Source organism: Pseudomonas sp. MDT1-16, assembly GCF_054898115.1.
Genome location: NZ_CM142717.1, coordinates 3,669,129 through 3,695,805 on the forward strand (window position 1 = coordinate 3,669,129; position 26,677 = coordinate 3,695,805).

Annotated in this window: 20 protein-coding genes and 1 pseudogene; 10 read left to right on the forward strand and 11 right to left on the reverse strand. The window is 61.4% G+C overall.

Annotated features, from left to right (window positions below; translation table 11 throughout):
* Positions 1-7: 7 nt before the first annotated feature.
* From ACYZT3_RS16735 to ACYZT3_RS16745, 3 genes are all read right to left on the reverse strand, one after another.
* Complete coding sequence (locus ACYZT3_RS16735) at positions 8-2,626, reverse strand: excinuclease ABC subunit UvrA (protein WP_462030322.1); 2,619 nt, start codon at positions 2,624-2,626, stop codon at positions 8-10.
* An 87-nt stretch (positions 2,627-2,713) separates the two neighbouring features.
* Positions 2,714-4,825 (reverse strand): hybrid sensor histidine kinase/response regulator, encoded by a 2,112-nt coding sequence (locus tag ACYZT3_RS16740; protein WP_282375985.1) that lies wholly within the window; start codon positions 4,823-4,825, stop codon positions 2,714-2,716.
* Positions 4,826-5,058: 233 nt separating this feature from the next.
* Positions 5,059-5,748 carry a GntR family transcriptional regulator gene (locus tag ACYZT3_RS16745; RefSeq protein ID WP_282375987.1) on the reverse strand — a complete coding sequence of 230 codons (690 nt, stop codon included), beginning with the start codon at positions 5,746-5,748 and terminating at the stop codon, positions 5,059-5,061.
* Positions 5,749-5,888: 140 nt separating this feature from the next.
* Between ACYZT3_RS16745 and ACYZT3_RS16750 the strand changes: the two genes are divergently transcribed.
* From ACYZT3_RS16750 to ACYZT3_RS16780, 7 genes are all read left to right on the forward strand, one after another.
* Positions 5,889-6,974, forward strand: coding sequence for an ABC transporter ATP-binding protein (locus ACYZT3_RS16750; RefSeq protein ID WP_462030323.1), 1,086 nt, complete (start codon positions 5,889-5,891; stop codon positions 6,972-6,974).
* A 1-nt stretch (position 6,975) separates the two neighbouring features.
* Entirely contained in the window at positions 6,976-7,893 is a 918-nt protein-coding gene (locus ACYZT3_RS16755) for an ABC transporter permease (protein ID WP_282375989.1), read from the forward strand.
* Positions 7,890-8,678 carry an ABC transporter permease gene (locus ACYZT3_RS16760; RefSeq protein ID WP_461964514.1) on the forward strand — a complete coding sequence of 263 codons (789 nt, stop codon included), beginning with the start codon at positions 7,890-7,892 and terminating at the stop codon, positions 8,676-8,678. Before ACYZT3_RS16755 ends, ACYZT3_RS16760 begins: the two co-directional genes overlap by 4 nt.
* A gap of 32 nt (positions 8,679-8,710) precedes the next feature.
* Complete coding sequence (locus ACYZT3_RS16765; protein ID WP_282376089.1) at positions 8,711-9,763, forward strand: extracellular solute-binding protein; 1,053 nt, start codon at positions 8,711-8,713, stop codon at positions 9,761-9,763.
* A gap of 155 nt (positions 9,764-9,918) precedes the next feature.
* Positions 9,919-11,115, forward strand: a complete 1,197-nt coding sequence (locus ACYZT3_RS16770; protein ID WP_462030324.1) for an amidohydrolase family protein — start codon at positions 9,919-9,921, stop codon at positions 11,113-11,115.
* Positions 11,112-12,599 carry an amidohydrolase family protein gene (locus ACYZT3_RS16775; RefSeq protein ID WP_282375992.1) on the forward strand — a complete coding sequence of 496 codons (1,488 nt, stop codon included), beginning with the start codon at positions 11,112-11,114 and terminating at the stop codon, positions 12,597-12,599. Before ACYZT3_RS16770 ends, ACYZT3_RS16775 begins: the two co-directional genes overlap by 4 nt.
* A gap of 12 nt (positions 12,600-12,611) precedes the next feature.
* Complete coding sequence (locus ACYZT3_RS16780) at positions 12,612-13,274, forward strand: flavin reductase family protein (RefSeq protein ID WP_282375993.1); 663 nt, start codon at positions 12,612-12,614, stop codon at positions 13,272-13,274.
* Between the two features lie 20 nt (positions 13,275-13,294).
* On the opposite strand, the gene ACYZT3_RS16785 is transcribed toward ACYZT3_RS16780, so the two are convergent.
* From ACYZT3_RS16785 to ACYZT3_RS16805, 5 genes are all read right to left on the reverse strand, one after another.
* Entirely contained in the window at positions 13,295-16,393 is a 3,099-nt protein-coding gene (locus tag ACYZT3_RS16785) for an error-prone DNA polymerase (RefSeq protein WP_462030325.1), read from the reverse strand.
* On the reverse strand, positions 16,369-17,784 hold the full coding sequence (locus tag ACYZT3_RS16790) for a Y-family DNA polymerase (protein WP_462030326.1): 1,416 nt from the start codon (positions 17,782-17,784) through the stop codon (positions 16,369-16,371). Before ACYZT3_RS16790 ends, ACYZT3_RS16785 begins: the two co-directional genes overlap by 25 nt.
* 7 nt (positions 17,785-17,791) lie before the next feature.
* A complete protein-coding gene (gene imuA / locus ACYZT3_RS16795; protein ID WP_033061610.1) occupies positions 17,792-18,409 on the reverse strand; it encodes a translesion DNA synthesis-associated protein ImuA in 618 nt (205 codons plus the stop codon).
* A complete protein-coding gene (gene lexA, locus ACYZT3_RS16800) occupies positions 18,409-19,026 on the reverse strand; it encodes a transcriptional repressor LexA (RefSeq protein WP_462030327.1) in 618 nt (205 codons plus the stop codon). The genes imuA and lexA overlap by 1 nt, the downstream gene beginning before the upstream one ends.
* Before the next feature lie 146 nt (positions 19,027-19,172).
* Positions 19,173-20,114 carry a LysR family transcriptional regulator gene (locus ACYZT3_RS16805; protein WP_282375997.1) on the reverse strand — a complete coding sequence of 314 codons (942 nt, stop codon included), beginning with the start codon at positions 20,112-20,114 and terminating at the stop codon, positions 19,173-19,175.
* Between the two features lie 103 nt (positions 20,115-20,217).
* On the opposite strand from ACYZT3_RS16805, the pseudogene ACYZT3_RS16810 reads away from it, so the two are divergent.
* Both ACYZT3_RS16810 and ACYZT3_RS16815 read left to right on the forward strand, forming a co-directional pair.
* Positions 20,218-21,960, forward strand: a pseudogene (locus ACYZT3_RS16810) (amidohydrolase).
* A 105-nt stretch (positions 21,961-22,065) separates the two neighbouring features.
* Positions 22,066-22,803: a TorF family putative porin gene (locus tag ACYZT3_RS16815; protein ID WP_282375999.1), complete on the forward strand. Its 738-nt coding sequence runs from the start codon at positions 22,066-22,068 to the stop codon at positions 22,801-22,803.
* A gap of 275 nt (positions 22,804-23,078) precedes the next feature.
* Here ACYZT3_RS16815 and ACYZT3_RS16820 read toward each other — a convergent pair whose 3' ends face one another.
* Entirely contained in the window at positions 23,079-24,047 is a 969-nt protein-coding gene (locus tag ACYZT3_RS16820; RefSeq protein ID WP_282376001.1) for a Gfo/Idh/MocA family protein, read from the reverse strand.
* A gap of 16 nt (positions 24,048-24,063) precedes the next feature.
* Complete coding sequence (locus ACYZT3_RS16825; protein ID WP_282376002.1) at positions 24,064-24,951, reverse strand: Dyp-type peroxidase; 888 nt, start codon at positions 24,949-24,951, stop codon at positions 24,064-24,066.
* A gap of 179 nt (positions 24,952-25,130) precedes the next feature.
* Between ACYZT3_RS16825 and ACYZT3_RS16830 the strand changes: the two genes are divergently transcribed.
* Positions 25,131-25,430 (forward strand): hypothetical protein, encoded by a 300-nt coding sequence (locus ACYZT3_RS16830; RefSeq protein ID WP_282376003.1) that lies wholly within the window; start codon positions 25,131-25,133, stop codon positions 25,428-25,430.
* A gap of 345 nt (positions 25,431-25,775) precedes the next feature.
* Here ACYZT3_RS16830 and ACYZT3_RS16835 read toward each other — a convergent pair whose 3' ends face one another.
* On the reverse strand, positions 25,776-26,471 hold the full coding sequence (locus ACYZT3_RS16835; RefSeq protein ID WP_462030328.1) for a tRNA (adenine(22)-N(1))-methyltransferase: 696 nt from the start codon (positions 26,469-26,471) through the stop codon (positions 25,776-25,778).
* Between the last annotated feature and the right edge of the window lie 206 nt (positions 26,472-26,677).

Sequence of the window (26,677 nt, forward strand, 5' to 3'; positions counted from 1 at the left end):
CCGATCATCAACCGAGGGTTCTGGCCAAAAACGGTGCGGTCCGGCTCTTCTTGCTTTTGGCGACTTTCTGCGGCGTGCCTGCAATAACAATCTTCCCGCCCTGATCCCCCGCCCCCGGGCCAATGTCGATCACCCAGTCACTCTGCGCAACCACGCGCATTTCATGTTCGACGACGATCACCGTATGCCCCGCCGTCACCAGCGTATTCAACTGTTCGAGCAAGCGATCGACATCCCTTGGGTGCAATCCGGTGGTGGGCTCGTCGAGCACATACAGCGTGGCCCCACGCTGGTTGCGTTGCAGCTCGGTGGCCAGTTTGATCCGTTGGGCTTCGCCGCCCGACAGCTCGGTCGCCGGCTGACCGAGGCGCAAGTAACCCAGGCCGATATCGCGCAGCACCTCCAGCGAGCGGTGAATACCCGGTTGTTCGGCGAATACCGTAACCGCTTCATCCACCGTCAACTGCAACACCTGGGCGATGTTCAAGCCTTGCCAGACGATCGCCAGCGTCTCGGGGTTGTAGCGCGCGCCGTGGCAGGTCGAGCATGGCGCATAGACGCTGGGCATGAACAGCAACTCGACGCTGACAAAGCCCTCACCTTCGCACGTCGAGCAACGGCCCTTGGCAACGTTGAAGGAGAACTGACCGCCGTCGTAACCCTCGGCCTGCGCCTCGGGAGTGGCGGCGTACAGTTTGCGCACGTTGTCAAACAGCCCGGTGTAAGTCGCCAGGTTTGAGCGCGGTGTGCGGCCGATGGGTTTCTGATCGACTTGCACCAGACGCTTGATCGATTCCAGCCCCGTCGTGACCTGACCGCCGCTGACTTGCGGTGCGTCGTCCTCAAGGCTCAACGCTTGCGGCTCGCTGTCACTTGCCGCGCGCCCGAGATGAGCGCCCACCAGCTCCAGCAACGCCTGGCTGACCAAGCTCGATTTACCGGAACCCGAGACGCCCGTCACCGCGGTAAAACAGCCCAGCGGAAACTCGACGCTGAGGTTGTTCAGATTGTTGCGAGTGATGCCATCCAGCCGCAGCCATTCGGTCGCCTTACGGCTGGCTCGGGGCCGGGTGGCCTGCTCGGCGAACAGATAAGCACGTGTCTGCGAGTTCGTCACATCAGCCAAGCCTGGCGGCGGTCCGCTGTACAGGATCCGGCCGCCATGCTCGCCAGCCGCCGGCCCCACATCGATCAACCAGTCGGCGCGGCGCATGGTTTCCAGGTCATGCTCGACCACGAACAAGGTGTTGCCAGCGGCTTTCAAGCGTTGCAGGGCTTCGAACAGCGCTTCGCCATCCGCCGGGTGCAGACCGGCCGACGGCTCATCCAACACGTAAATCACCCCGAATAACTGCGAACCCAACTGTGTCGCCAGGCGCAGACGCTGCAACTCACCGGACGACAGCGTCGGCGTGCTGCGGTCAAGCGCCAGGTAACCGAGCCCCAGATCAGTCAACGTACTGACCCGTTCCAACAAGTCTTGAGCGATCCGTTGCGCGGCCAGGCGTTTCTCCACTGACAGATTCGGTGTGTGGCGCACATCCGGCGCGTTGGCGTGGCCACTGGCGCCGTGGGCCACACGCTGCTCACGAGCCTCGCGGGTTTGGCTGTGCGTCAACACCTCGCCCGCCTCGTCGGCCTGTTCGAGGTAACTGTGGGCCGCCACCGGTTTCAACACCTGCGCCACTTGCAGCAACGGCATCTGCGACAACTCGCCAATGTCGTAACCGGCAAACGTCACCGACAACGCCGTGCGCTTGAGCCGTTTGCCGTCGCACAGCGGGCACGGGCCGCCGAGCATGAATGGCGAGACGCGCTTCTTCATCAGCGCGCTTTGGGAATGGCTGAAGGTGTGCAGGATGTAGCGCCGGGCGCCGGTGAACGTGCCCTGGTAACTCGGCTCCATCTTGCGTTTGAGCGCGACGTTGGTTTCTTCGGGGGTGAGCCCGGCGTACACCGGCACCGTCGGTGTTTCTTCGGTGAAGAGAATCCAGTCGCGCTGCTTTTTCGGCAGATCGCGCCAGGGTTTGTCGACGTCGTAACCCAGGGTCACCAGAATGTCGCGCAGGTTTTGTCCCTGCCAGGCGGTGGGCCAGGAGGCGACCGCGCGCTGGCGAATGGTCAGGCTCGGGTCCGGGACCATCAGGGCTTCGGTGACTTCATAAACCCGTCCCAACCCATGGCATTCCAGACACGCGCCCTGGGGCGTATTGGGCGAAAAGTCTTCGGCATACAGCATCGGCTGCCCCGGCGGATAACTGCCGGCCCGGGAGTAAAGCATGCGGATCAGGCTCGACAACGTCGTCACGCTGCCCACCGAAGACCGCGTGCTCGGCGTGCCCCGTTGTTGTTGCAGGGCCACCGCCGGCGGCAAGCCTTCGATGGAGTCGACGTCCGGCACCCCGACCTGATCGATCAGGCGCCGCGCATAAGGTGCCACGGACTCAAAGTAGCGGCGTTGCGCTTCGGCGTAGAGGGTCGAGAACGCCAGCGACGATTTCCCCGAACCGGACACGCCGGTGAACACCACCAGGGCATCCCGGGGAATGTCGACATCGACGTTCTTGAGATTGTGTTCCCGGGCGCCGCGCACCCTGACCATGCCTGAGGGAGGGTTGGAAGTCATGGACCTGCCTTGGTTAAATAGCGGAAAGAACTCTGACGTTTGATCGTTCCCACGCTCCGCGTGGGAACGATCAACGATCAAATCGGGTTAGCCATTGAGCACCGTGCGGACCATCTGTGTGAGCGCCTCGGGACCATAAGGTTTGCTCAGCAGCCAGGTGTCGGGGCTGAGTTGGTGATTGCGCGAAATAATGTCACGGGTGTGGCCCGAGGTGAACAGCACGGCCACCGGCGGCGTCTGCACCTTGGCCCAGGCGGCCAGGTCCGAGCTTTTGATCAGGCCGGGCATGACCACGTCGGTGAAAATCAGGTCCACTGCCGCGCCCTCCAGCAACATCTGCATGGCGACGTCACCGTTGGCAGCCGTCAGGACTTGATAACCTGCTTCGCTCAGTAATTCCACCGCAGCGCTGCGCACCGCCTCGTTGTCCTCGACCACCAGAATGGTTTCGTGTCCGCCTCGTTGTTGCGGATCGTGAAGTGTCGTTTCGCTCTGCATCGGACGCAGGCTGCGCGGGAAATACAGTTGCACCCGAGTGCCCTGCCCGACCACGCTGGAAATCTCGATATGCCCGCCACTCTGCTTGACGAAACCGAACACCATGCTCAATCCAAGCCCCGTGCCCTGGCCGTCGGCCTTGGTGGTAAAAAACGGTTCGAAAGCCTGTGCGAGTACCTGCGGCGACATGCCGACACCCGTGTCAGCCACCGCTGCACAAACATAGTCACCGGCGACGATGCCCTTGCCTGCACAAAACTTGCTATCCAGGACAATGTTCTCGGCGCTCAGGTTAATGGTCCCCTCGCCTTTCATGGCGTCCCGGGCATTGATCGCCAGATTGAGGATGGCGTTTTCCAGTTGATTGCGGTCCACGTAGATGTGCCAAAGGGCTTCATCTGCGCAGACATTGATCTGGAGGGTTTCCCCCAGCGCTCGCTGCAACAATTCACCGAGCCCGTCAAAGACCTGCCGCAGATCGCAGACTGCTGGCGACAAGGGTTGACGACGGGCGAACGCGAGCAATTGCGAAGACAGTTTGGCGCCGCGCTCGACCGCGGCAATCGACGCACTGACCCGGCGCTGCACGTTGGCGTTGTCCGGTTCATGCCGCGCCAGCAAGTGCAGGTTGCCGGCGATCACCTGCAAGAGGTTGTTGAAGTCATGGGCCACGCCGCCGGTGAGGCCGCCGATGGCTTCGAGTTTCTGGGATTGACGCAGTTGTTCTTCAGCGGCCAGCCGCGCTTCGACTTCGTCGGCAACGCGTTGCTCCAGGTTGCGGGTGAACTTGAGCAAGGATTCTTCGGCGGTCTTGCGTTCGTGGATGTCGATCAACACCCCGGGAAAACGGAACGGTTCGCCCTGTTTATTGAACTCGCAGCCACCACTCGCTTGCACCCACAGATAACTGCCACCAGGGCGCTGGACCCGATACTCGGCGTTAAAGGGTTCGCCGGTTTCCACTGATTGATTGATCTGTTCCTGCACCCAGCTGCGGTCATCGGGATGGATCTGTGCTTCGGCGATATCCGTTGGCAGGTCGGTCAGGTTTTGCTCGGGCGGGTAAGAAAAGGTGCGGGCGAAACGCTCATCGCCGGAGAGCACATTACCCTTGATGTCCCAGACGAACGAGCCGAGCAAAGCCCCGGCATTGAGCGCCAGGCGCACCCGTTCGTTGTCGGCGTGATAGGCGTCCTCGGCGGCCTGACGACGGCGTTCGGAAATCACATGCTCGGTGGTCTCGACCACCATCGCCATGACCCCGGCCGGTTTCCCCTCATCATCAGCCACCGGGCTGTAATAGAGGTCCAGCCAGACGTCTTCGGGTATGCCGTCCCTCAAAAGCACAAACTCTTTATTGCGATAGGACAATGTGCCGCCGGCCAGGCAGGTGTCGACCACATGCCGATTGAACTCGGCGACTTCCGGCCAGCCCAGTTCCACCGGGGAGCCCAACAGGTAAGGATGTCGGCCACCGGCAAACGTCGAGTACGCATCGTTATAGATCATGTAACCCGCACGACCCCACAGCATCACCATCGGCAGTGGGGACGCGAGCATCAACTGCACCGCGCTGCACAGGCTTGCGGGCCAGGTGTCCATGCCCCCCAACTCAGTCACGCTCCAGTCGAACGCGCAGATACGCCTGGCCATTTCACCGTTCCAGCCGGCACACCTGTGGCTATCGTCTAGAAACTGCATCGACTGATTGTGTATCCCTGTAGATGAGCTGGCTTGAGGGATTGCAACGGCATGTGGACGGTGCGTGCCCGTTTGTTTCGAGCATTGCGGTCGCCAATGGTTTCATAGAGGTTAGCTGATTCTTCACCAGCAGATTTTTGTGGATTTTCCTGAGGAAAACCCTGTAGCAGCTGCCGAGCCTGCGAGGCTGCGTTCGCAGCCTCGAGGCTCGGCAGCTGCTACGGATCCCACCCTCACACCTCGATCAGGTGCTTGAGCGGGTGGTAGCCGGTTTTCAACGTGGCGGCGACGTCGAGGATCGCTTTCTCAATGCCATTCAAATGCATGCAAGTCAGTTCGATCGCGGCACTTTGATTGCCCGCTTCGATGAACTCGATCAGCCGCAAATGTTCATCGTCGCGGCAGGCTTCGTGACTGTCGTCATCCAGCGCGGCGGCGTACAGCGAGGCGCGGGATATCAGCTTGCGGAACCAGTCCAGCAGCACCGGGTTATTCAGGCTTTGCGCGAGTTTGATGTGGAACTCGCCGAGCAGATGAATCAGCCGCTCATGGTCGCCACTGCGGTGCGCTTCATCCTCCAGCAGCAAGTGATCACGCAAGTCCTGGGTCACGGCGGAATCACGCCGGCGGCAGAGTTCGGTGACGATGCCGATTTCGATCAGACGCCTGGTTTCGAACAACGAACGGATTTCTTCATCACTCGGCAACGACACCGACGCGCCTTTGTTGGGTTCGGTGGTGACCAGCCCGTCGGCCTCCAACTGTTTGAGTGCAGCACGAACCGACGTCCGGCTGACATTAAAAAGTTCGGCCAATGACGCTTCGCCAAGCTTCATGCCGGGACGCAATGAACGTTTGCTGATCGCCTCGTAAACCCCTTGGTAGACACGGTCGACCGTGGTCTCCAGTTTTTTCTCGGACATCTGAACACTCCTATTGCGAGAAACAACCGCCCCCTGGCGATGAGCAGCCATTGAAAAAGGGGGTTGCACGAACAGATTAATCCGGGTATTTCTAAATTGCATCCAGATATTGCATACAATAATTAGAGGAATGCACCATTATGGGTCGTCCAGTCGCAATCGAAGTGCGTAATGTATCTAAACGGTATTCCGACGATCCGGGGCTGGCTCCAGCCCTCGACAACGTTTCAGTCGACATTACCGACAACGAATTCTTCACCCTGCTCGGCCCTTCCGGCTGCGGTAAAACTACCTTGTTACGCACCATCGCCGGTTTCGAACAGGTCAGCGAGGGCGAGATTCGTCTGGCCGGCGAACCGGTCAATGACTTGCCGCCGTTCAAGCGCCGGGTCAACACAGTGTTCCAGAGCTACGCGCTGTTTCCGCACATGAGTGTCGCGCAGAATATCGCCTTCGGCCTCGAGATGCAGGGTCTTGATCGCAAGCTCATCGCGCAACGGGTCGATGAGATGCTGGCACTGGTACAAATGCAACACCTGGCCAAGCGCACACCGGCCGAGTTGTCCGGTGGCCAGCAGCAGCGCGTGGCGCTGGCTCGGGCGCTGGCGCCGAAACCCAAAGTGCTGTTGCTGGATGAACCGCTGTCGGCGCTGGACCTCAAGCTGCGCAAGGAAATGCAGGTGGAACTCAAGCGCGTGCAGAAGGAAGCCGGGATCACGTTCATCTTCGTGACCCACGATCAGGAAGAAGCCCTGACGCTCTCCGATCGCATTGCCGTGATGTCCGCCGGCAAGATCCTGCAGATCGGTACGCCCAACGACATTTACGAACGCCCGCAGCATCAGTTTGTCGCCCAGTTCATTGGCGACATCAACTTTCTCCCCGGCCATCTCAAGCGCGGTCAGCAGAACGAAAAGCTCTTCGTGCCCAATGGCATGCCGGTGGAAATCCCCTGCCCGGCCCAAGGCTTCGACGGCGCGGCCGTGCAATTGGCCTTCCGCCCGGAGCGTTCGCAACTGGTCGACCCTACGCAACCGCATCACCTGCGCGGCGTGATTGAAGCGGTGTTGTATGTCGGCACCGCGACCCTTTACCAGTGCCGGTTGAACAACGACATCAAGGTCATGCTGCGCGAGAACAACGAAGGCCTGAACCGCGGCCGGGAGATCGGTGATCGCGTCGCGGTCAACCTGCCGCCCCACGCCTGCCTGTTGATGGAGGCCTGAGATGAGCGTCAGCAGCACTTCTCCCGCCCTTAACCGTGCGCTGTTGCTCAGCCCGGTGGTTTTGACTTTGCTGGCGCTGATTGCCATTCCGCTCGGCATCATGGGCTACATCAGCCTATTGCCACGCAACGTTTACGGTGGCGTCGACTGGCAGGCCAACTGGCAATTGCAAAGCTACGTGCAGCTGTTTTTCCAGGAAGGTTTCGACGGTGAACTGGAACTGAACTGGGTCTACGCCCAGGCGCTGTTGCGCTCGGTGTTCCAGGCCGGTGGCACCACGTTGCTGTGTTTTCTGTTTGGCTTCCCGGTCGCCTTGTGGATGTCGAGCCTGACCCCGCGCCGGCGCAACCTCATGGTGTTGCTGATCACCATTCCGTTCTGGACCAACCTGCTGATCCGCAATTACGCCTGGCTGATCATCCTGCGCGAACACGGCTGGGTCGCCCAAAGCATTAATGCACTGTTCCCCCAGGCCGGTGGCATCACCCTGCTCTACAACGACTTCGCCGTCAGCGTCGGGCTGGTCTACAGCTTCCTGCCGTTCATGATTTTGCCGATCTACTCGACCCTGGAAAAACTCGACTGGCGTCTGGTGGAAGCCGCTTACGACCTCGGCGCCAATCGCTGGCACGCGTTGCGGCGGATCATTCTGCCGCTGTCGATGCCCGGCGTGATTGCCGGTGCGCTGCTGGTGTTCGTGCCGAGCCTCGGCGCCTTCATCACCCCGGCGATTCTCGGCGGAGGCAAGACGCTGATGATCGGCAACCTGATCCAGCAACAGTTCGGCACCGCGCGCAACTGGCCGCTGGGCAGTTCGTTGTCGTTCCTGCTGCTGGGGATTCTGCTGCTGTCCCTGGTGCTTTACGCCCTCTATAGCCGCAAGGCCGCCAAGAACCTGCGTCGGGGAGCCACCGCATGATCGCCCTGCACTTGAAAAAACTGCCACTGACCCGTGAATTCAGCCTGTTGATCCTGGCCTACCTGTACGTGCCGATCTTTGTGCTGATCGCCTACAGCTTCAACGCCAACCGCTCGGCAACGGTGTGGACCGAGTTCTCCTTCGCCTGGTACGGACGGATTCTGGCGAACCCGTCGATCCAGACCGCCGCGTTGAATTCGATCATCGTCGCCAGCATCGCCACGGTCTGCGCCACGGCCATTGCGTTGCTCGCAGCGCTGGCGACCTATCGGCCGTTTTACGGACAGAAGATGGTCGAGGGCGGGATCAACCTGCCACTGATCCTGCCGGAGATCGTCACCGCCGTGGCCACCCTGCTGCTGTTCATGGCGCTGGGGATCAAGCTCGGTTTGCTGACGGTGATTGTCGCGCACATCGGCTTCTGCATTCCCTTCGCGTACCTGCCGATCCGCGCGCGGCTCAATGACCTGGACAAGAGCTTGCTGGAGGCGGCGAACGATTTGTACGCCAACCCGTGGCAGGTGTTTCGCCGGGTCACCTTGCCGCTGCTGTGGCCAGCGGTGTTGTCCGGGTCGGTGTTGGCGTTCGTGGTCAGCCTCGACGATTTCATCATGACCTTCTTCGTCGCCGGCCCCGGTTCGACAACGTTGCCGGTGTACATCTTCTCGGCGATCAAGTCCGGTGTCACGCCGGAGATCAACGCGATCTCGACCCTGATGCTGGTGATTTCCATCGTGCTGGTGGTGCTGGCCTTCTGGCTGGGACAGCGCGGCAAAAACCAATGAGTCTGGAGCCTGCTGTTATGAATAGAAAGCCTATGAAACTGAAAAGCATGCGTTACGGCGTCGCCGGTCTGGCCCTCAGTTGCTTCACCGTTTTCACCGCACTGGCCGCCGAGCCCAAGCAATTGTTCTTCTACAACTGGACCGACTACTACCCGGTGGAACTGCTGGCCAAGTTCGAAAAGGAGACCGGGATCAAGGTCACCATGGACGGCTACGACAGCAATGAAACCTTGCTGGCCAAGTTACAGGCCGGTGGCGCGGCGTACGACGTGATCGTGCCGTCGCAGTCGATCATGCGCACGTTGATCAACCAGGACCTGCTGCTGGAAATCGACGCCGCGTCCCTGCCCAACTTCCAGTACGTCAAACCGGCGTTCCGCAACCCGAGTTTCGACCCGGGCCGCAAATTCTCCGCACCGTACCTGTGGGGCACCACCGGGTTTTCCTATGACAGTGCGCGGGTGCCCGGCGGCAGGCTGGACGATTCGTGGAAAGAATTCTTCGAACCGCGCAAGGAACTCAAAGGCCAACTCGCCGCACTCGACACCTCCAGCAGTGTGATCAACGCGGCCAGTCATTACCTGAACGTCGACGAATGCAGCGAAAACCCGCAGGACGCCAAGCGCATTCTGGAGCTGCTGCAAAAACAGAAACCGCACTTGAAGATGTACAGCTCGGACAACACCGTCGACCGCATGGCTTCCGGTGAGGTGATCATGATGCAGAACTGGAACGGCTCTACCGCCCGGGCCACGTTGCAAAAAAGCACCATCAAGTACGTGTACCCGCGCGAAGGCCTGGCCATGTTCCAGGACAACTTCGCCGTGCCGAAAAGCGCCCCGCACCCTGGCAACGCGAAGATCTTCATCGACTGGATGATGAAGCCGGAAAACGCCGCGGCCGTGTCCAACGCCATCGCCTACGACAACGGCATTCAAAGCGACAAGTTGATCGACGCCAAATGGCGGGTCATGGACGCCATCAACATGCCCGACGAGTTTGCCTCGCGCCTGCGCCCGGAAAAAGAGTGCAGCAACAAGGCGCGTGAGCTGCAGGATCGGATCTGGTCGAAGCTCAAGGGTTGATTGACTGGCTTGAGACCGAGTCGCGGCCTTCGCGGGCAAGCCTCGCTCCTACGGGATTCGGGTTGAATCACAACGTTGTGATCGACAACGAACTGTAGGAGCGAGGCTTGCCCGCGAAGAGGCCAGCGAATACACCACCCAATTTGAGGCTTGATATGACCCAACCCCGCTGGCTGCGCAATGTGCGGCCCTACGGTTCAACCGCCAAAGACCTGCTGATCGAAAACGGCCTGTTCAAGCAACACCGCCCGGCATCGACTGCGGTCCTCACCGCCACCGACATCGACGGCCAAAACCAGCTCCTCACCCCTGCCCTGGTTGAAAGCCACATCCACCTGGACAAAACCCTCTGGGGCCAACCCTGGCGTGCGAACAGCGCCGGGCCGACGCTCAAGGATTACATCGCCAACGAGCGCCGCGTGCTGCGTGAAGTCGACGCGCCCATCGCTCAACGCGCCGGCGCGCTGCTGGAAAACTGCATCGCCCGTGGCTCGCTGACGATGCGTTGTCACGTCGATATCGACCCGGAATTCGGCCTGCGCCATGTCGAGGCCATGCAGCAACTGCGCGAAAGTTACCGCGACCTGATCGATATGCAACTGGTGGTGTTCCCGCAAACCGGCCTGATCAGCCGCCCCGGCACCGCCGAACTGATGCGCGAAGCCATGGCCCTGGGCGTAGAAAACGTCGGTGGCCTCGACCCTTGCGGCATCGACAACGACCCGATCGCGCAGCTCGACTTCGTGTTCAAACTGGCCAGCGAATTCGAGCGTGGCGTCGACATTCACCTGCACGACAAGGGCGAACTGGGCCTGTGGCAGATCGCGCGGATCGCCGATTACACCGAGCGCTTCGGGTGTCAGGGCCGGGTGATGATCAGCCACGCCTACTGCCTTGGGATGTTGCCGTGGAGCCAGGTTAAACCGGTGGCCGGGCGTCTGGCGGCGCTGAACATCTCGTTGATGAGCTCTGCGCCGGCCGATTGTGCGGTGCCGCCGTTCCTCGCCCTGCGCGAGGCCGGGGTGAATGTCTGTCTGGGTTCGGACGGCATTCGCGATGCCTGGTCGCCCATGGGTAACGGCGACATGCTCGAACGGGCGATGCTGCTGGCATTTCGTTTCGACTTGAACAAGGACGATGAACTGGCGGCGGCGTTCGAAGCGGCGACGGTGAATGGTGCTCGGGCGTTGGGTTGTGAAGGGTATGGGGTGGAGATCGGCCAGCCGGCGGACTTTTTGCTGATGCCGGTGCAAACGCTGGGTGAGGCGGTGGTGTCGCGGCCGGTGCGCCAGGTTTATCGCGGCGGCGAGCTGATCGCTTCCGGCGGCCAACTCCTGGACAGTCGCTTGTGAAACGGATTGCTTTGAAAGCCCGCTGCGTGGTCGGGTTCGACGGCACACAGCATGTGCTGTGGCGCGACGGCGAAGTGGTGTTCGAAGGTTCGCACATCGTGTTTGTCGGTCGTGATTATCCGGGCCCGGTGGATCAGTGGATTGATTACGGCAACGCGTTGATCGGTCCGGGTTTTATCGATCTGGATGCGCTCGGGGATCTTGATTCGACGGTGCTGACGCTGGACAACGGCGATGAACGCGACATGGGTCGGATGTGGTCCGAGGACTATCTGGCGAGCGGTCCGCGGGAGAGTTACACCGCGGATGAAGAAGTCTTCAAGTACCGCTATGCCTTCACTCAGTTGATCCGCAACGGCATCACCACCGCCATGCCGATCACCTCGATGTACTACCGCGAGTGGGCCGAGACTTACGACGAGTTTTCTGCGGTGGCCGGTGTCGCTGCCGAGTTGGGGCTGCGAACTTACCTCGGTCCCTGCTACATGAGCGGCATGAGTTACTGGCGCGCTGACGGAACCTTGGGGCACCACTGGGATGAAGCGCGTGGAATGGCCGGGCTCGATGCGGCTGTTCGGTTTTTCCATGACTTCGACGGTGCTCACGAGGGTTTGATTCGCGGCGCGCTGCTGCCGGACCGCATCCAGACCTGCACCCCGGCCCTGCTGCAACGCACCGCTGCGTTGAGTCGGGAACTGAACGCGCCGATGCGTTTGCATTGCTGCCAGGGGCTCGGTGAAGTGGCGATGGTCGAGCAACTGCGCGGCGTATCGCCCCTGACCTGGTTGCAGCAACTGGACCTGTTGACCCCGCGCAGTCTGTTACCCCACGGCATCTACACCTCTGGTGATGACGATCTGCAACGCGTGGTGGATGGCGGCGCGAGTCTGGTGCATTGCCCAGTGGTGTTTGCCCGTGACGGCGAGGCGCTGAACTCTTTCGGTCGCTATCGGGCCAAGGGCGTCAACTTCGCCTTGGGCACTGACACTTGGCCGGCGGACCTGCTGGAGAACATGCGCCAGGGTCTGAACATCGCGCGATTGATGGAGGGCGATGGTGCTTTGACCAGTACGTTGGACTTTTACAACGCCGCCACGCTCGGTGGCGCCAAAGCCTTGGGCCGAGACGATCTCGGCCGTCTGGCGCCGGGGGCCAAAGCCGACATCACGGTGTTCAGCCTTTGCGGCCTGCATTTGGGGCCGCTGTTCGACCCACTGAAAAACCTGGTATTGGCCGGGCGCGGTGACGATTGCATCGCCAGCTACATCGACGGCCGCTGCGTCATGCAAAACGGTCAGGTTCAAGGCGTCGACTACCCCGCCCTGCAACGCCAGGCCCAACAACAATTCGAAAAACTGATGCGCAGCCACAGCGACCGGGCCTTCGGCCAACCGGACTGGAAAGGCCTGTTCAAACCGGCCATCCCGTTCGCTGATGACTACAGCGCACACGCGCCGCTGAGCGCGATTGATCCACTTCTTTAGAGAGTTCTGCCCATGCAAAGCTTCGACTTCAGCCAATTGAGTCCGCGAGACAAGTACAAGATTCTGATCGGCAGCGTGGTGCCACGGCCGATTGCCCTGGTCACCACCATCGACGGTGAAGGTCGGATCAACGCCGCGCCCTTCAGCTTCTTCAACGCCCTCTCGGCCGACCCGCCGATCCTCGCGCTAGGCGTGGAAAACTACGGAGACCAAAGTCCCAAGGACACCACTCGCAATATCCAGCTCAACCAGGAATTCACCGTAAACATCGTCAGCGATGCCCTGGTGGAAGCCATGAATGTCTGCGCCGTGCCGTTTGCCCCCGGTTTCGACGAGCTGACTGCCGCCGGCCTTACCGCCATTCCCGGCACCACGGTCAAATGCCCACGAATCGGCGAAGCACCGGTGGCTCTGGAGTGTCGGCGGATGATGGCGCTGTCCATCGGGCAGTCGCGGGAGATTATCTTTGGCGAAGTGCTGATGGCCCATGTGCGGGATGAATTGATCGACCCGAAAACCCTGTATATCGATCAGCTGGGGCTGGATGCGATTGGGCGGATGGGTGGGCATGGGTATGCGCGTACTCGGGATTATTTTGACTTGCCGACACGGTCGTTGCAGGCGTGGACGGATGCCCCGGGGGGTGGGGAGCGGTTTTGGCCTTTGGGTAAATGAGGGCGTGATCGTTCCCACGGTTAACGAAAATCCCGGCTGCGCACACTGATGCCGTCGAGCAATGGACTCAGGTCGCTCAACCGTCCGGCAATCAAATGCCGCACCTCGCCTTCCTTTTCCCAGCGCCCATCAACCTTGAGCAATTGCGAGCCGACCAACACCTGGCGCTGCCGGTCGGCCAAGTCGCGCCAGACCACCACGTTGACGTTGCCGAACTCATCTTCAAGGGTGACAAAGGTCACGCCACTGGCGGTACCCGGACGCTGCCGACCGGTCACCAGCCCGGCGACGCTGACCGGTCTTCCATGCTCGACATCCAGCAGCTCCTTCGAACTGCGGCAACGCCGGGCCTTCAATTCACCCCGCAACAACGCCAGCGGATGCGGACCGAGCGTGGTGCCGACACTGGTGTAATCGGCTAGCAGGTCCTCGCCCACGGTGGGTTTGGGTAACGACACCGCGCCCTCCTCCTGACTCGGCAGACCGGTAAACAAGCCGAGCTGTTTCTGTACACCCGCCACTTCCCAGCGCGCCCGATGACGGTCGCCGGCCAGCCCACGTAGCGCACCGGCATCGGCCAGTTGCTCCTGGGCGCGGGCATCGAGTCGTGCCCGCTCGCCGAGGTCGGCAATGTCGATAAACGTCCCCTTCGACCTCGCCGTTTCGATGCGCCGGGCATCGTCCTCGCGAAAACCCTTGATCATCCGCAACCCCATGCGAATCGCCGGCTGGGCACCGGTGATCGGTTCGAGGCTGCAATCCCAGTCACTGGCGCGCACGTCCACCGGGCGAATCTGCAAATGATGCCGGCGCGCGTCCTGCAGAATCTGGTCCGGGCTGTAGAAACCCATGGGCCAGCTGTTGATCAGCGCACAGGCGAAGGCCGCCGGCTCGTGGCATTTCAACCAGCAACTGGCGTAAGTCAGCAAGGCGAAACTGGCGGCGTGTGACTCGGGAAAACCGTAACTGCCGAAGCCTTTGATCTGTTCAAAAATCTGCGCGGCAAACTCGGCCGTGTAGCCGTTTTTCTTCATCCCGGCGGCCAGGCGATCCTTGTGCGGTTCGAGCCCGCCGTGGCGTTTCCAGGCCGCCATGGAGCGGCGCAACTGATCGGCCTCGCCGGGGCTGTAGTCGGCGGCGACAATCGCAATCTGCATGACCTGTTCCTGAAACAGCGGCACGCCCAGCGTGCGCTTGAGCACGACTTCCAGTGCCGGGGACGGATAGACCTCGGGTTCTTCCTTGTTTCGGCGTCGCAGGTACGGATGCACCATTCCGCCCTGAATCGGCCCCGGACGGACGATCGCCACCTCGATCACCAGGTCATAGAAGGTCCGGGGCTTGAGCCTCGGCAGCATCGACATCTGCGCCCGGGACTCGATCTGGAACACGCCGATGGTGTCCGCACGGCCGATCATGTCGTAGGTTTGCGGGTCTTCGGCCGGGATCGTCGCCAGGCTCAGGTCCCGATGGCGATGGCGGCGCAACAGATCGAAACAGCGGCGGATCGCACTGAGCATGCCCAACGCCAGAATATCCACCTTGAGCAGCCCGACCGCATCCAGATCATCCTTGTCCCACTGGATGATGGTGCGCTCGGCCATGGCGGCGTTTTCCACCGGGACCAGGCTGTCCAGAGGCTGCTCGGAAATCACGAAACCGCCGGGGTGCTGGGACAGGTGTCGGGGGAAACCGATCAACTGCCCCGTCAGGCTCAGCACCCGGCGCAATACCGGGCTTTCGGGATCGAACCCGCCTTCAAGCAGGCGTTCCACGGGCGGTGTTGTATCACTCCAGTGGCCACAGCAATCGGCCAGGGCGTTGATCTGATCCGGCGGCAACCCCAAGGCCTTGGCCACATCACGCACCGCGCCGGCCGCGTGATACGTGCTGACCACCGCCGTGAGCGCCGCGCGGGTCCGGCCATAACGCTGGAACACGTACTGCAAGACTTCTTCGCGACGCTCATGCTCGAAATCGACGTCGATGTCCGGCGGCTCGTTGCGTTCCCTGGAGAGAAAGCGCTCGAACAACAGCGTGGTGCGATCCGGATCGATTTCCGTGATGCCCAAGGCAAAACACACCGCCGAGTTGGCCGCCGAACCACGGCCCTGACACAGGATTTTTTGCTCACGGGCGAAACGCACAATGTCGTGGACCGTCAGGAAATAGCTTTCGTAGCCCAGTTCGGCGATCAGCTCCAGTTCCTTGTCGATCTGCGTCAGCACCTTGGCCTGCGGGTCTTTTGACCAACGCCACGCGATGCCCTCTTCGGTCAAATGACGCAGCCAGGACGTGGCAGTCTGGCCTTGTGGTACCAACTCCCGGGGATATTGATAACGCAACTGACCGAGGTCGAAGGTGCAGCGTCGGGCGATGTTCAGCGTTTCGTCGAGCAATGCTTGCGGATAGATCGATTGCAGCGCATCGAGACTGCGCACATGCCGCTCGCCATTGGGATGAAGACGCAACCCGGCCTCCGCCACCGGCACGTGATGACGGATCGCAGTCATGGTGTCCTGCAAGGCGCGCCGGCCGCGAGCGTGCATGTGCACATCGCCGCTGGCCACTGCCGGGATTCGCAGTTCGCCCGCCAGGGTCAGCAGCGCAGCCAGCCGTCGTGTATCGTCCTGGCCGCGATGTAGCTGGACGGCCAGCCACAGGCGTTCGGCGAAGGTCTGCTTCAGCCAGTGACCCTGTTCAACGTCATCGACAGCGTCCGGCACCCACAACGCCAACAGCCCCGGCAAGGGTTCGCTGAAGTCTTCCCGCAGCACTTGATACTGGCCTTTCTGCGTTCGGCGTCGGGCTCGGGTAATCAGTCGGCACAGGGTTTGGTAACCCTCGAGGTTTTCCACCAGCAGCACCAGTTTCGGGCCGTTCTCGATCCGCACTTCGCTGCCGATGATCAACGGCAGCTCCACGGATTTGGCCGCTTGCCAGGCGCGGACGATACCGGCCAGGGTGCATTCATCGGTGATTGCCAAGGCCTGATAGCCCTGTTTTTTCGCCCGTTGAAACAGTTCGAGGGCACTGGAAGCACCGCGCTGGAAACTGAAGTTCGACAGGCAGTGCAGTTCGGCGTAATCGATGCTCATGCGAACCACCCCTGCAGCCACAACGGGCCGTCCTCACCGACCGCACGATAGGCCCAGCCCTGCTGGCCGGAGCGGGTTTCGATCAGGAAGTAATCGCGGCGCACATCGTCACCGTCCCACCACCCGGACTCGATGCGTTCCGGCCCCATCAGGATGCGTGTCGAACCTTCGTGCACCGCCAGCGGTTCAGTCAGCAGCCAGCCCGGTCGTTGCACTGCAGGCAGCCCGCCACAGCGCTGACTGTCGACACTGGCCTGCCACGCGCATTCCGGCCGGTGATCGGCCTGGAACCGCAAACCCTGCACCGCGCCATCTCCCAACCGCGCCCGCAAGCGTTCGCGCAGTTGCTCCCAGGGCAAGGACTGCTGCGGACGGTCGTCGAACAGCTCCTGATACTGGGGAACGAAGGCCGGCAAGTCTTCGGCGCGCAGACGAAAACCGCGCACCGGGGCCTCGACCTGAACCTGTTCCAGCCGCCCTCGGGCCAGTTCGAAGAGCATCGCCGGATCACGTTCGGCGCTGAGCAGGCCGACCTTGATGAGGGTGTCCGGCAACCCGGCATGCTCCAGGTGCAGGTCGAAACGCTGCACGCCGCTGTCCCGCCCGCAAAGAAACGTCGACAGATCGCCGGTCAGCCGGCGTAACGGAAACAGCAGCGCCTGATGGGACTGCACATCGAAGTTGAGCTCGATGCGCACATCGAAGCGGTCCGGCGGCAGGTAGAACGTCAGCGCCAGCCGCCGTAACCCGAGCAAGGTGTCCAGATGCTTGAGCACCTGGGCCTCGAAACGCCGGGCCAGACTATGGCGAGGCAACGCCTGAACCTGACTCAAAGTGCGCAGCCCCATGCGCGACAACGCCGTGGCGACGCTGGTCTCCAGCCCGATCCGGTCGATGGGCAACTGCCCAAGATGATGGTGCAAGGCTTGATCGTCGGGCACCACCAGACCGTCATACGCGTTGGCCAGCACCCGCGCGGCCGCCGGGTTGGGCGCGGCAACAATCCGATGGCGAAACCCCAGTTCGCCGAGCTCGGTCCGTAACCGCGCCTCGAATTGCGGCCAGGCGCCGAACAATCCCAGGCTGGACTCGATTTCAAACACCACCGCACGCGGGTAATGCACGCTGACCTGAGCGCTGAAGCGGTAGGCCCATGCAGCCAGAAACTGCTGCCAGTGTTCGATCTCGGCGGCATCGTATTCGGCCGTGGCAAACCCTTTGCTCAGCGCCTGCGCGGCGGTCATCGACTGGCCGGGACGCAAGCCCAGCGCCCGCGCCGAACCGTTGACCGCCTGCAACATCCGCCGCTGGGCCGGGCCGGTCAACAGCGCCAGCGGCGCATCGGGATCGGAGCGCTGACGCAGTACCGCGTCCAGCGCCAATTGCGGGAAAAGAATGCAGACCCAGCGCATGGCAACCTCAATGCCCCACGGGAAAGGCAATCGGCGCCGAGCGCGCCAACCCGCCCCGGCACTTGAGCACTCGCAATTGCGCAGGCCTGGCGTCGATGGCGATGCGCAAAGCGGCTGGCGAAGGGTTGATGGCTTCATTGATCGAGCGATAGGCGAACGCCAGGGTCGAGCCGGTTTCCGCCGCCACCTGCAAGCGCCGCAGCGCCCGGTCATCAGCCTTGTGCGGCCAGCACAACACCGCACCGCAACTGCCCGAACGCAGGCATTGTTCGGCCGCCCACAGCGCATCGCGCTCGCTGGCCTGGATGATCGACAACTGGCGCAGATCGACCCCGGCGTTCTGCCAGGCCTGGGGATACGGCACGTAAGGCGGTGCCACCAGCACGATGCGCTCGCCCGCGGCCGACAACCGCGCCAACGCCGGCCACACCAGTTGCAATTCACCGACGCCCTGCCCGGCCAAAAGGATTTCGGTCAGCGCCGCTTCCGGCCAACCGCCAGTAGGCAACGCCGCATCCAGCGCGGCATGCCCGGTGGGTTGCGGGCTGACGGCCGGTGGCGCAGGCCGGCCCTTCCAGACCTGGCCGCCATTGAACAGCGTATCCAGCGCAACGACGGCGCCCATCATCCTTGCCTCACCAGGCCGCAGAACACCCCTTCGATGGCCAGGTCCTGATCGGCGTCGACGATGATCGGCTTATAGGCCGGGTTGCGCGGCAGCAGTCGGACAACATCGCCGACTCGCTCGAAACGTTTGATGGTGACTTCGCCGTCGAGTCGCGCGACGACGATCTGGCCGTTGACCGCCTCGGGATTGCGGTGCACGCCCACCAGATCGCCGTCGAGAATGCCGTCCTCGATCATCGAGTCGCCCTGGACCCGCAGCATGTAATCCGGCACCCGCGAGAAGATCGACGGGTCGAACAGCAAGCGGCTGTGAACCTCGGCATCGGCACCGATCGGCGCACCCGCCGCCACCCGACCGAGTACCGGAATATCCAGCAGCTCGGGCCGCGCCGGTTGCCCGAGCAAACGAATGCCCCGGGCCTGATGCGCATTGACCTCGATGAAACCGGCTTCGGTCAGCGCCAGCACATGCTTGCGCGCCACGCTGCGGGAGGCAAAACCGAACGCCTCGCTGATTTCAGCGAGGCTCGGGGACTGACCGTGTTCAGCGATTCGATCGCGGATAAACGTCAGGATGGCGGTACGGCGGGGAGTTAAAGTCGTCATGGAGTACATTTGTACTCTTTTGCTTTTTTCCTGACAAGGACTTGTAGGAGCTGTCGAGTGAAACGAGGCTGCGATCTTTTGATCTTGCCTTTAAAAATCAAAGTCAAAAGATCGCAGCCTCGTTTCACTCGACAGCTCCTACAGGGGGAGCCAGGTCAGTGACGAGAGTGGCCGGCGTCATCATTCAAGTCACGAGACGCCAGAAAACCTGCGATGTAATCGATGAAAGCCACCACTTTGGCGGTCGCCCGCCGATGGCTCGGGTACACCGCCAGAATGTGCGCGCCAAAGCTGTCCGGATCGATGTCGTAGTCGGCCATCACCCGCACCAGTCGACCGTCGGCCAGATACGGCGCGGCACTCCACAGCGGCGTGTGCAGCAACCCGCGCCCCGCCAGCGCATTGGCCAGCAGCAGGTCGTAATTGTCGCTGCGCAAGCGCGGCGCCTGCGGTTGCGGCAGGCTCAACCGCTGGCCGTCGCGCTCGGCCCACCAGAATTCGCGGCTGAGCAACGGATGGCGATACAGCAACCATTCGTGGTCATCGAGGGTTTGCGGAGTCACCGGCAGCCCCTTGCGCGCCAGATAAGCCGGGCTGCCGCACAACGCCAGACGGTTACTGCCGACGACGCGGGCGATCAACCCCGGCAAGTCGTCATGACCTTCGCGCAACGCCAGGTCGTAGCCACTTTCCAGCAGATTGACGAACTCATCGCACAGGTCCACTTGCAGATTGATCTGCGGGTATTGCTCCAGAAATCCACCACACACCTGATCAAGAAAGGCCTGCCCATAGGCCAGCGGCGCGGTGATTTTCAGACTGCCGCGCAGGCCATGCTGCATTTGCTCGATTTCCTCGCCGGCCTCCTCCAACCGTTGCAATACCTGACGCGCGGTTTCCAGGTAGAGCCGCCCCACTTCCGTCAGCAGAATTCGCCGGGTACTGCGCTCGAACAGCCGGGCGCCAAGCTCGGCTTCCAGGTGATTGACCGCTTTGGTCAGGGCCGAAGGCGTCTTGCCCAGTTGCTCGGCGGCGCGGCTGAAACTGCCCAATTGCGCCGTGACCACGAACATTTTCAATGCACCCAACTTGTCCATTCTTTTTCCATTCAGGCAAAAACGTTTTTCGTGAGCGAGGCGTTCTGCTTGCCGTGACAAGCCACTAATCTGGCCATCAGACGCAATAACAAGGAAACATTCAATGAAAAAATTCATCCCGAATCTATTGATGGTGGCAGTGTGTTTTGCCTCGTTGGAAGCCATGGCAGCGACCGATCTGGTGTTGCTGAACGGCAAGATTTTCACCGCCGACCGCAGCCAGCCCAAGGTTCAGGCGTTGGCGGTGCAGGACGGCAAAGTGTTGCAGGTCGGCAGCGATGCGCAGATCAAGGCCTTGATCGAGTCGGGAACCAAAGTCATCGATCTGGGCGGCAAGACCCTGATGCCCGGCCTGATCGACAGCCATTCCCACGCGATTTTCGGCGGTCTGGAAATGGCCTCGGCCAACATGGGAGACGAGGTGGTCGACCTCGTTGAGCTGGAAAAACGCCTGCGCGCCTGGCGTGACGATGGCAAAGCGAAACAGGGCGATGTGCTGAGCGTGGCCGGCATGAGTTCCGCTTACTGGGCCCAGGCCGAGGCCTTCGGCAAGACATTCAACACAGGGGAATGGGCCGAAGTGCCCGTAGTGTTCACCGGCAGCGACCACCACACTGCGTGGGCCAACGACGTCATGCTCAAGCGCGCCGGCGTTGATGCGGCGCTGCTGAAAAACCTGCCGGACGCCGAAAAAGACACCATCGGCAAGCGCGCCAATGGCAGCCCCAACGGGTTCCTGGTGGACGCCGGCTGGGATCGCGTCGCGTCAAAAATGCCCGTACCGAGCGCCGCCGACATGCTGAAGGCCGCGCAAACCGCGGTGCGCTACAACAACAGCCAGGGCATCACCGCGTGGATGGACCCCGCCGCCAACGCCGCCCCCGGCGAGCCGGTATTCGCCCTCACTCCCACGGAAAAAACCGTCGGCGTGCTGCCGGTGTACAAGGCGCTGTCGGAAACCGGTGGCATGACCGCTCACGTCGCCGCGCTGCTGGTGGCCAATTCGAAAAGCGTACCGGCCGACCTCGACACCCTGGACAAAGTCCGCCAGCAATTTCAGGGCATCCCCAACCTGACCCTGCCCGGCATCAAGATCTTCGCCGACGGCGTGATCGAATACCCGGCCCAGAGCGCGGCGATGATCGATCCCTACACCAACTCGCACAAACAGGGCGAATTGCTGATCGATCCTAAGCATTTCGGCGAACTGGTCAGCGCCATCGATCAACGCGGCTGGCTGGTGCACATCCACGCCATCGGCGACCGCGCGGTGCGCGAATCGCTGAATGGCATCGCCCAGGCGCGCAAGGATCGCCAGAGCGGCGTGACGCATTCGATCACGCACCTGCAAATGGTCAACCCGAAAGAGTTTGCGCGGTTCAAACCGCTCAACGTCATCGCCTCGATGCAACTGCTGTGGGCCAGCGCCGACGAATACACCCTGGACATGATCAAGCCGTATGTCAGCGCACTCGCCTTCCGCTATCAGTACCCGGCGCACTCCTTGCTCAAACAGGCCGCGACCATCGCGGGCGCCAGTGACTGGCCGGTGTCCTCGCCCAACCCGTGGAACGCCATGGCCCAGGCCATCACCCGCGACGGTCCGCTGGGTGTGCTGAACGCCGATGAACGCATCGACCGCGAAACGATGTTTTACGCCTACACCCTGAACGCTGCCCGTACCATCGGGTAAGAGAAGCAAATCGGTTCGTTGAGCCCCGGCAAGCAAGCTGATTTCATCGTGCTGGACCGTGACGTGTTCAGCGTCGACAACAAAGCCCTGCACGACACCCAAGTGCTGCAAACCTGGTTCGCCGGGCGCGAAGTTTACGCACCGACTTTCTAAGAACAATCACCTGAAACCACTGCCCGCCCCGCGCTCATCGCCGGGGCTCGGCAAGCCTTGCCCAAAAAAACTGCCCATAACAATCACAATAACGGGACGCACCCCATGAAAGCTTTCACCCTGTTCGCCCTCGGTTCTTTGAGTTTGCTGCCTTTGAGCAGCCAGGCGATGCCCTTGAATGACGATTTCTCCGTGCTGGTCGACCTGACTCTCGCCAGCGACTACCGCACCCGCGGCATTTCGCAAACTCAGAACGACCCCGCCGTGCAAGCCGGCGTAACCCTGGCCCACAGCACTGGCTTGTACCTGGGCGCATGGAGTTCAAACGTCGACTTCGGTGGCGGCCTGAAAACCCGGCAGGAAATCGACTACTACGCCGGTTGGCTCTGGCAAGCCACCGACGCCGTCAGCCTGGACGTCGGCTACCTCAAATATGCCTACTCAAAAGAAGGCCAGTTCAACCAGAGCGAGGTCTACGGCATTCTCAACGTCTATGGCGTGAAACTCGCGGCCTATTACTCCGCTGATGCGCCCGGTATCGACAGCAAACAGAGTTCGCTCTACCGCTACGTCGGTTATGAAACTGAATTGCCCTATGGGCTGGGCCTGAAACTGCGTTACGGCGAAATGGATTTCAAAGACCCGCGCCTGTACTCGTCAAACGGTCACGCCGAGGACGCGTACCACGAATGGGAGGCGAAATTGACTCATGATTTGGCCGGCGTGTTGGTGGGCCTCAGTTACATCGATACCGATTTGTCGAAAAGCCAATGCATCAGCAACTACGGGTTCGGCGACGTCTGCACCGCGACGGTGGTGGCGAGTATCAGCAAATCCTTCTGACGACCACTAACCATTGTGGGAGCGGCGATGCGGCGATCCGGTCCCACTGGATGAGCAGGCGTCTCTGGTTTTGATCAACGCATCGAGGGCCGGGACGTAACGCAAACGACCGAGGCTGCGGGTGGCTGCGCCAGCAGTCGTATACCCTGCATGCAAAGTTACCCTGACACACCGCACTACCTGATTTCACAACTGCTGCGTCCGAACGCAGCCCGAGCCGAACGCAGCCTCGCGGGCTCGGCAGCTGCTACATCGGCGGGGCATTCAGCCATGCGTTAATCGCGCTTGAGGATCTGGTCCATCACCCAATCGGTTTTCAATGCCTGTTCGGCCACGGCCGGATGCTGCGCTTCACCCCGAATGTGCGCGTTCATGCCCAACACGTGATGCCACTGAATGTGCGGGTGATTGTCGATGTGCAGGCTGAGTTTTTCATCGGCTTCAAGCTGAACCGGATGTTCATCGAATACGGAAAAGGTAATCCGGCCTTTGCTACCGATCAGTTCGACCCGATCTTCGCGGCGATCTGCAACAAAAATCCAGCAGCCCATACCCAAGGCCCCGCCAGCAAAACGCCAACTGGCGCTGACGGCGTCTTCAGCGGCATACAAACCGGCTTGCCGAGCGGTAAATCCGGCGACTTCGACGATGTCACCGAGCAAGTACTGGAACAGGTCGAAGCCATGGCTGGCCAGGTCGGCGAAATAACCACCACCAGCAATCTCCGGGTCGGTACGCCAGTTATCGGTGCCATCCTGATCCGCCGCCGATGGCGCTTTCGTGAGCGTCCAGGTCAAGTGCCGGACCTCGCCGATCCGCCCCTCTTCCAGCCATTGCCGCACCTGCTGGAAGCGCGGCAGTGAGCGACGGTAGTAAGAAACAAACAGGTGCAGCCCGGCATCGGCAAAGACCTTTTGCATTTCACGGCTTTGCCCGGCATTCAGCGACATGGGTTTTTCGACGCAGCAATGTTTACCGGCGGCGGCCACCCGCAAGGCGTAAGCGTGATGACTGTCAGGTGGTGTGGCGATGTACACCGCGTCCACTTCGGGATCGTTGATCAGCGCTTCGACATCGGTGTGGACCCGAGCGATGCCGTGGCGCGCGGCGTAATCCGTCACCGCTTCCAGACGCCGGCCCATCACCGCCACCAGCGCCGAGCCAGGCACCTTGTAGAAAGCCGGCCCGCTCTTGCGTTCAGCGACGCTGCCACAACCGATCATGCCCCAGCGCACCACGTTCATATTCACTCCCTGATGGTTAGCCGACGCCCAGTGCGCGCAGGTCAAGATGGCCGTCCTTGAGCGGCGGGCACCAGTAGTAGCCGCCGGTGATCGGTCGGCTGATGCGGTACAAACCGTCGGTGATGCCGTCTTCCAGACCGCTCATGCGCCGCAGTTGAGCTTCGAAGGCGTCGAGGGAGAAACCGAAGGCCAGGAACATCAGGCCGGCGCGGTCGCCTTCGATCCAGGGCATGGAACGGCGCACCACGAATGCCTCGGGGGCAAAGCTTTCCTGGGCGGTGCGTTTGACGTGCGCGGAGATCGGCGCGTCGTCGATCTCTTCGTTGTCGCTCAAACGACGGCCCATGATGTTGTCCTTCTCATGGGACGGCATCGCGTGGAAGCCCTTCAGGTCGTGCTGCCACTGTTGGATCGCGGCGAAGCTGCCGCCGACCCTTCCGTCAGCGCCGTCACTTACCAGCGCGGCGGCGACCGCGGCTTCGTCGTGAGGGTTTTCGGTGCCATCTTCGTAACCGGTCAGGTCATGGCCGGTGAGGTGGCGGAAGGTTTCGTTCATCTCCACCAGGCGCAGGGCGGGTGCCAGCGCGGCTTCGATGGCGTTGCTGCGATTGAGCAATTCGCCACGGTCGACACCGTGCAACCAGCACCACAGGGCGTGCTGGGTCGACGGGTTGTCAACGCCGACACCGGTCAACGCTGGAAAGGTGCGCAGGCCTTCGATTTGCCCTTTAAGGGCCTTGACCAGGGATTCACCGAAACCGGCCACTGCCGACTTCCCGTCTACCAGCCCCTGCAGATTTTCCAGCGCGGCCGGCAATGCAGCGGCGGATTGAAGTGCGAAGAACATATGACGGGCTTGAGGCGGTACTGGGGTGGCGAGAATGCCCGGCTGGTAGTAACTCATATGAACTCCTTTAGAAAGAGCGCGAAGTTTAACCGCAGCATCAGCCGTTGTGTGTTTTAAGGCCCTGCCCAAATGCGCTAAATCCGCTAAACCGACCCAAGGGCAGGCGCAACACGGTCTAATCTGAGTGGAACACGACCACAAACACGCCTCTAGCCTCTTGATAATGGGGAAATGGGATGACCGGAAAAACAGCGCGCCAATGCTCGTCATGGTTCCTACCCTCCCTGCTCGCCATCAACCTGGCGCTGACAGCAGGATGTACAGGCAAAGCTGCCACGACTCGCTATTTGGCCCCAAGCACAGGCTCAAGCTGCTTTGCAAAAGCGCTACCCACTGCTGGCGAGGGCGGCCTGGCTTGGGGCTCCACCTTGAACATGGCTCGCAAAAAATCCCTGGATAATTGCATACGCTACGCCGGCCGATCCGGCGGCACGCCGAATACCTGCAAAGTGGTGTTGGCGGAGTGCAGAAATTAGTAGAGCGCCAGTGAGGCGGACGCCCACGTCAGGGAAAATCGAACACAAACGAGGAACAAAGTGGCCTTCGAACCTATGCAAATCCGAGGAACGACAGGATAACCACGACGACCACAACTAAACCGACGATGTAGATGATGTTGTTCATGAAATCCACCTTTCAACCAGAACAGGTTTGCGGCACGAGGGCGTTACAAATACAAAGTACTGCACCTTTGCTCGCAATTCCATACGGCAACACGCAGAGCCCCATTCCCTCATTCGCAATCTTCCCCAGGGCACAAACCCTCAGATGTGTCTACGAATCTGAGGGCGATTCATATTGGCCCTCGCTTCGTCTCAGGCTCAAGCCAGCAGCTCGGTGATCCACCGGGCCTGTCGGGCGACGTCCCGCACCTTCTCCTCGGGCACGGCCTGCCGCGCCCGGGCGAAGTGGGTCAGGGTCTGCTGCTTGTGGCGCAGTATGCGCTGCCACTTGACCAGGAACGCCGGGCTGCGTGCCTGCATCTGCAGCGGGCCGAAGTACAGCTCCTCGGCGGTGTACATCACCGGCCCGGCGCGCTCGGCGACGATGATTTCGTAGTCGAAACGGTTTTCCCGCAGCACTTCCTCGCAGAGGATGCGGTAGCCATTTTCCATTAGCCATTGGCGCAATGGCTGCTCGCCGCCGTTGGGCTGCAGAATCAGGCGCTCCTGGCCGCGCAGGTGCGCCTTGCCGCTGTCGAGGATGTCGCGGATCGTCTCGCCGCCCATGCCACAGATACTGATCGCCGTAATCCCGTCTCCCGGCTCGATCGCCGCCAGGCCATTGGCCAGGCGCACGGTGATCCGTGGGTCCAGGCCGTTCGCGCGCACGGTACGTTCGGCCGAGCGGAACGGCGTCAATGCCACCTCGCCGGCCACCGCCGCCGCGATGGCGCCACGGCGCATCAACGCCACCGGCAGGTAGCCGTGATCCGAGCCGATATCGGCCAGGCGCGCACCTGCTGGCACATGCGCCACCACGCGCTCCAGGCGCATGGACAATGTCTGTTCGTTCAACTGCCGTTCCTTTTTCAGTGTCCACATCAGGTCAATATCAGCAGGTCGCGAAAGGCGCAAGCACGTACCCCAGCCGTAAGCGGACAGAGCGCGCCAGAACCGGCCTCCAATAACAACTTGAAGTTCCCTGTGATTTTGCCACGCCCACGTTAAGAGAAATCCCCCATAAATGGGCTGTATGACCCGCATCCTATTTCAACTTTTTT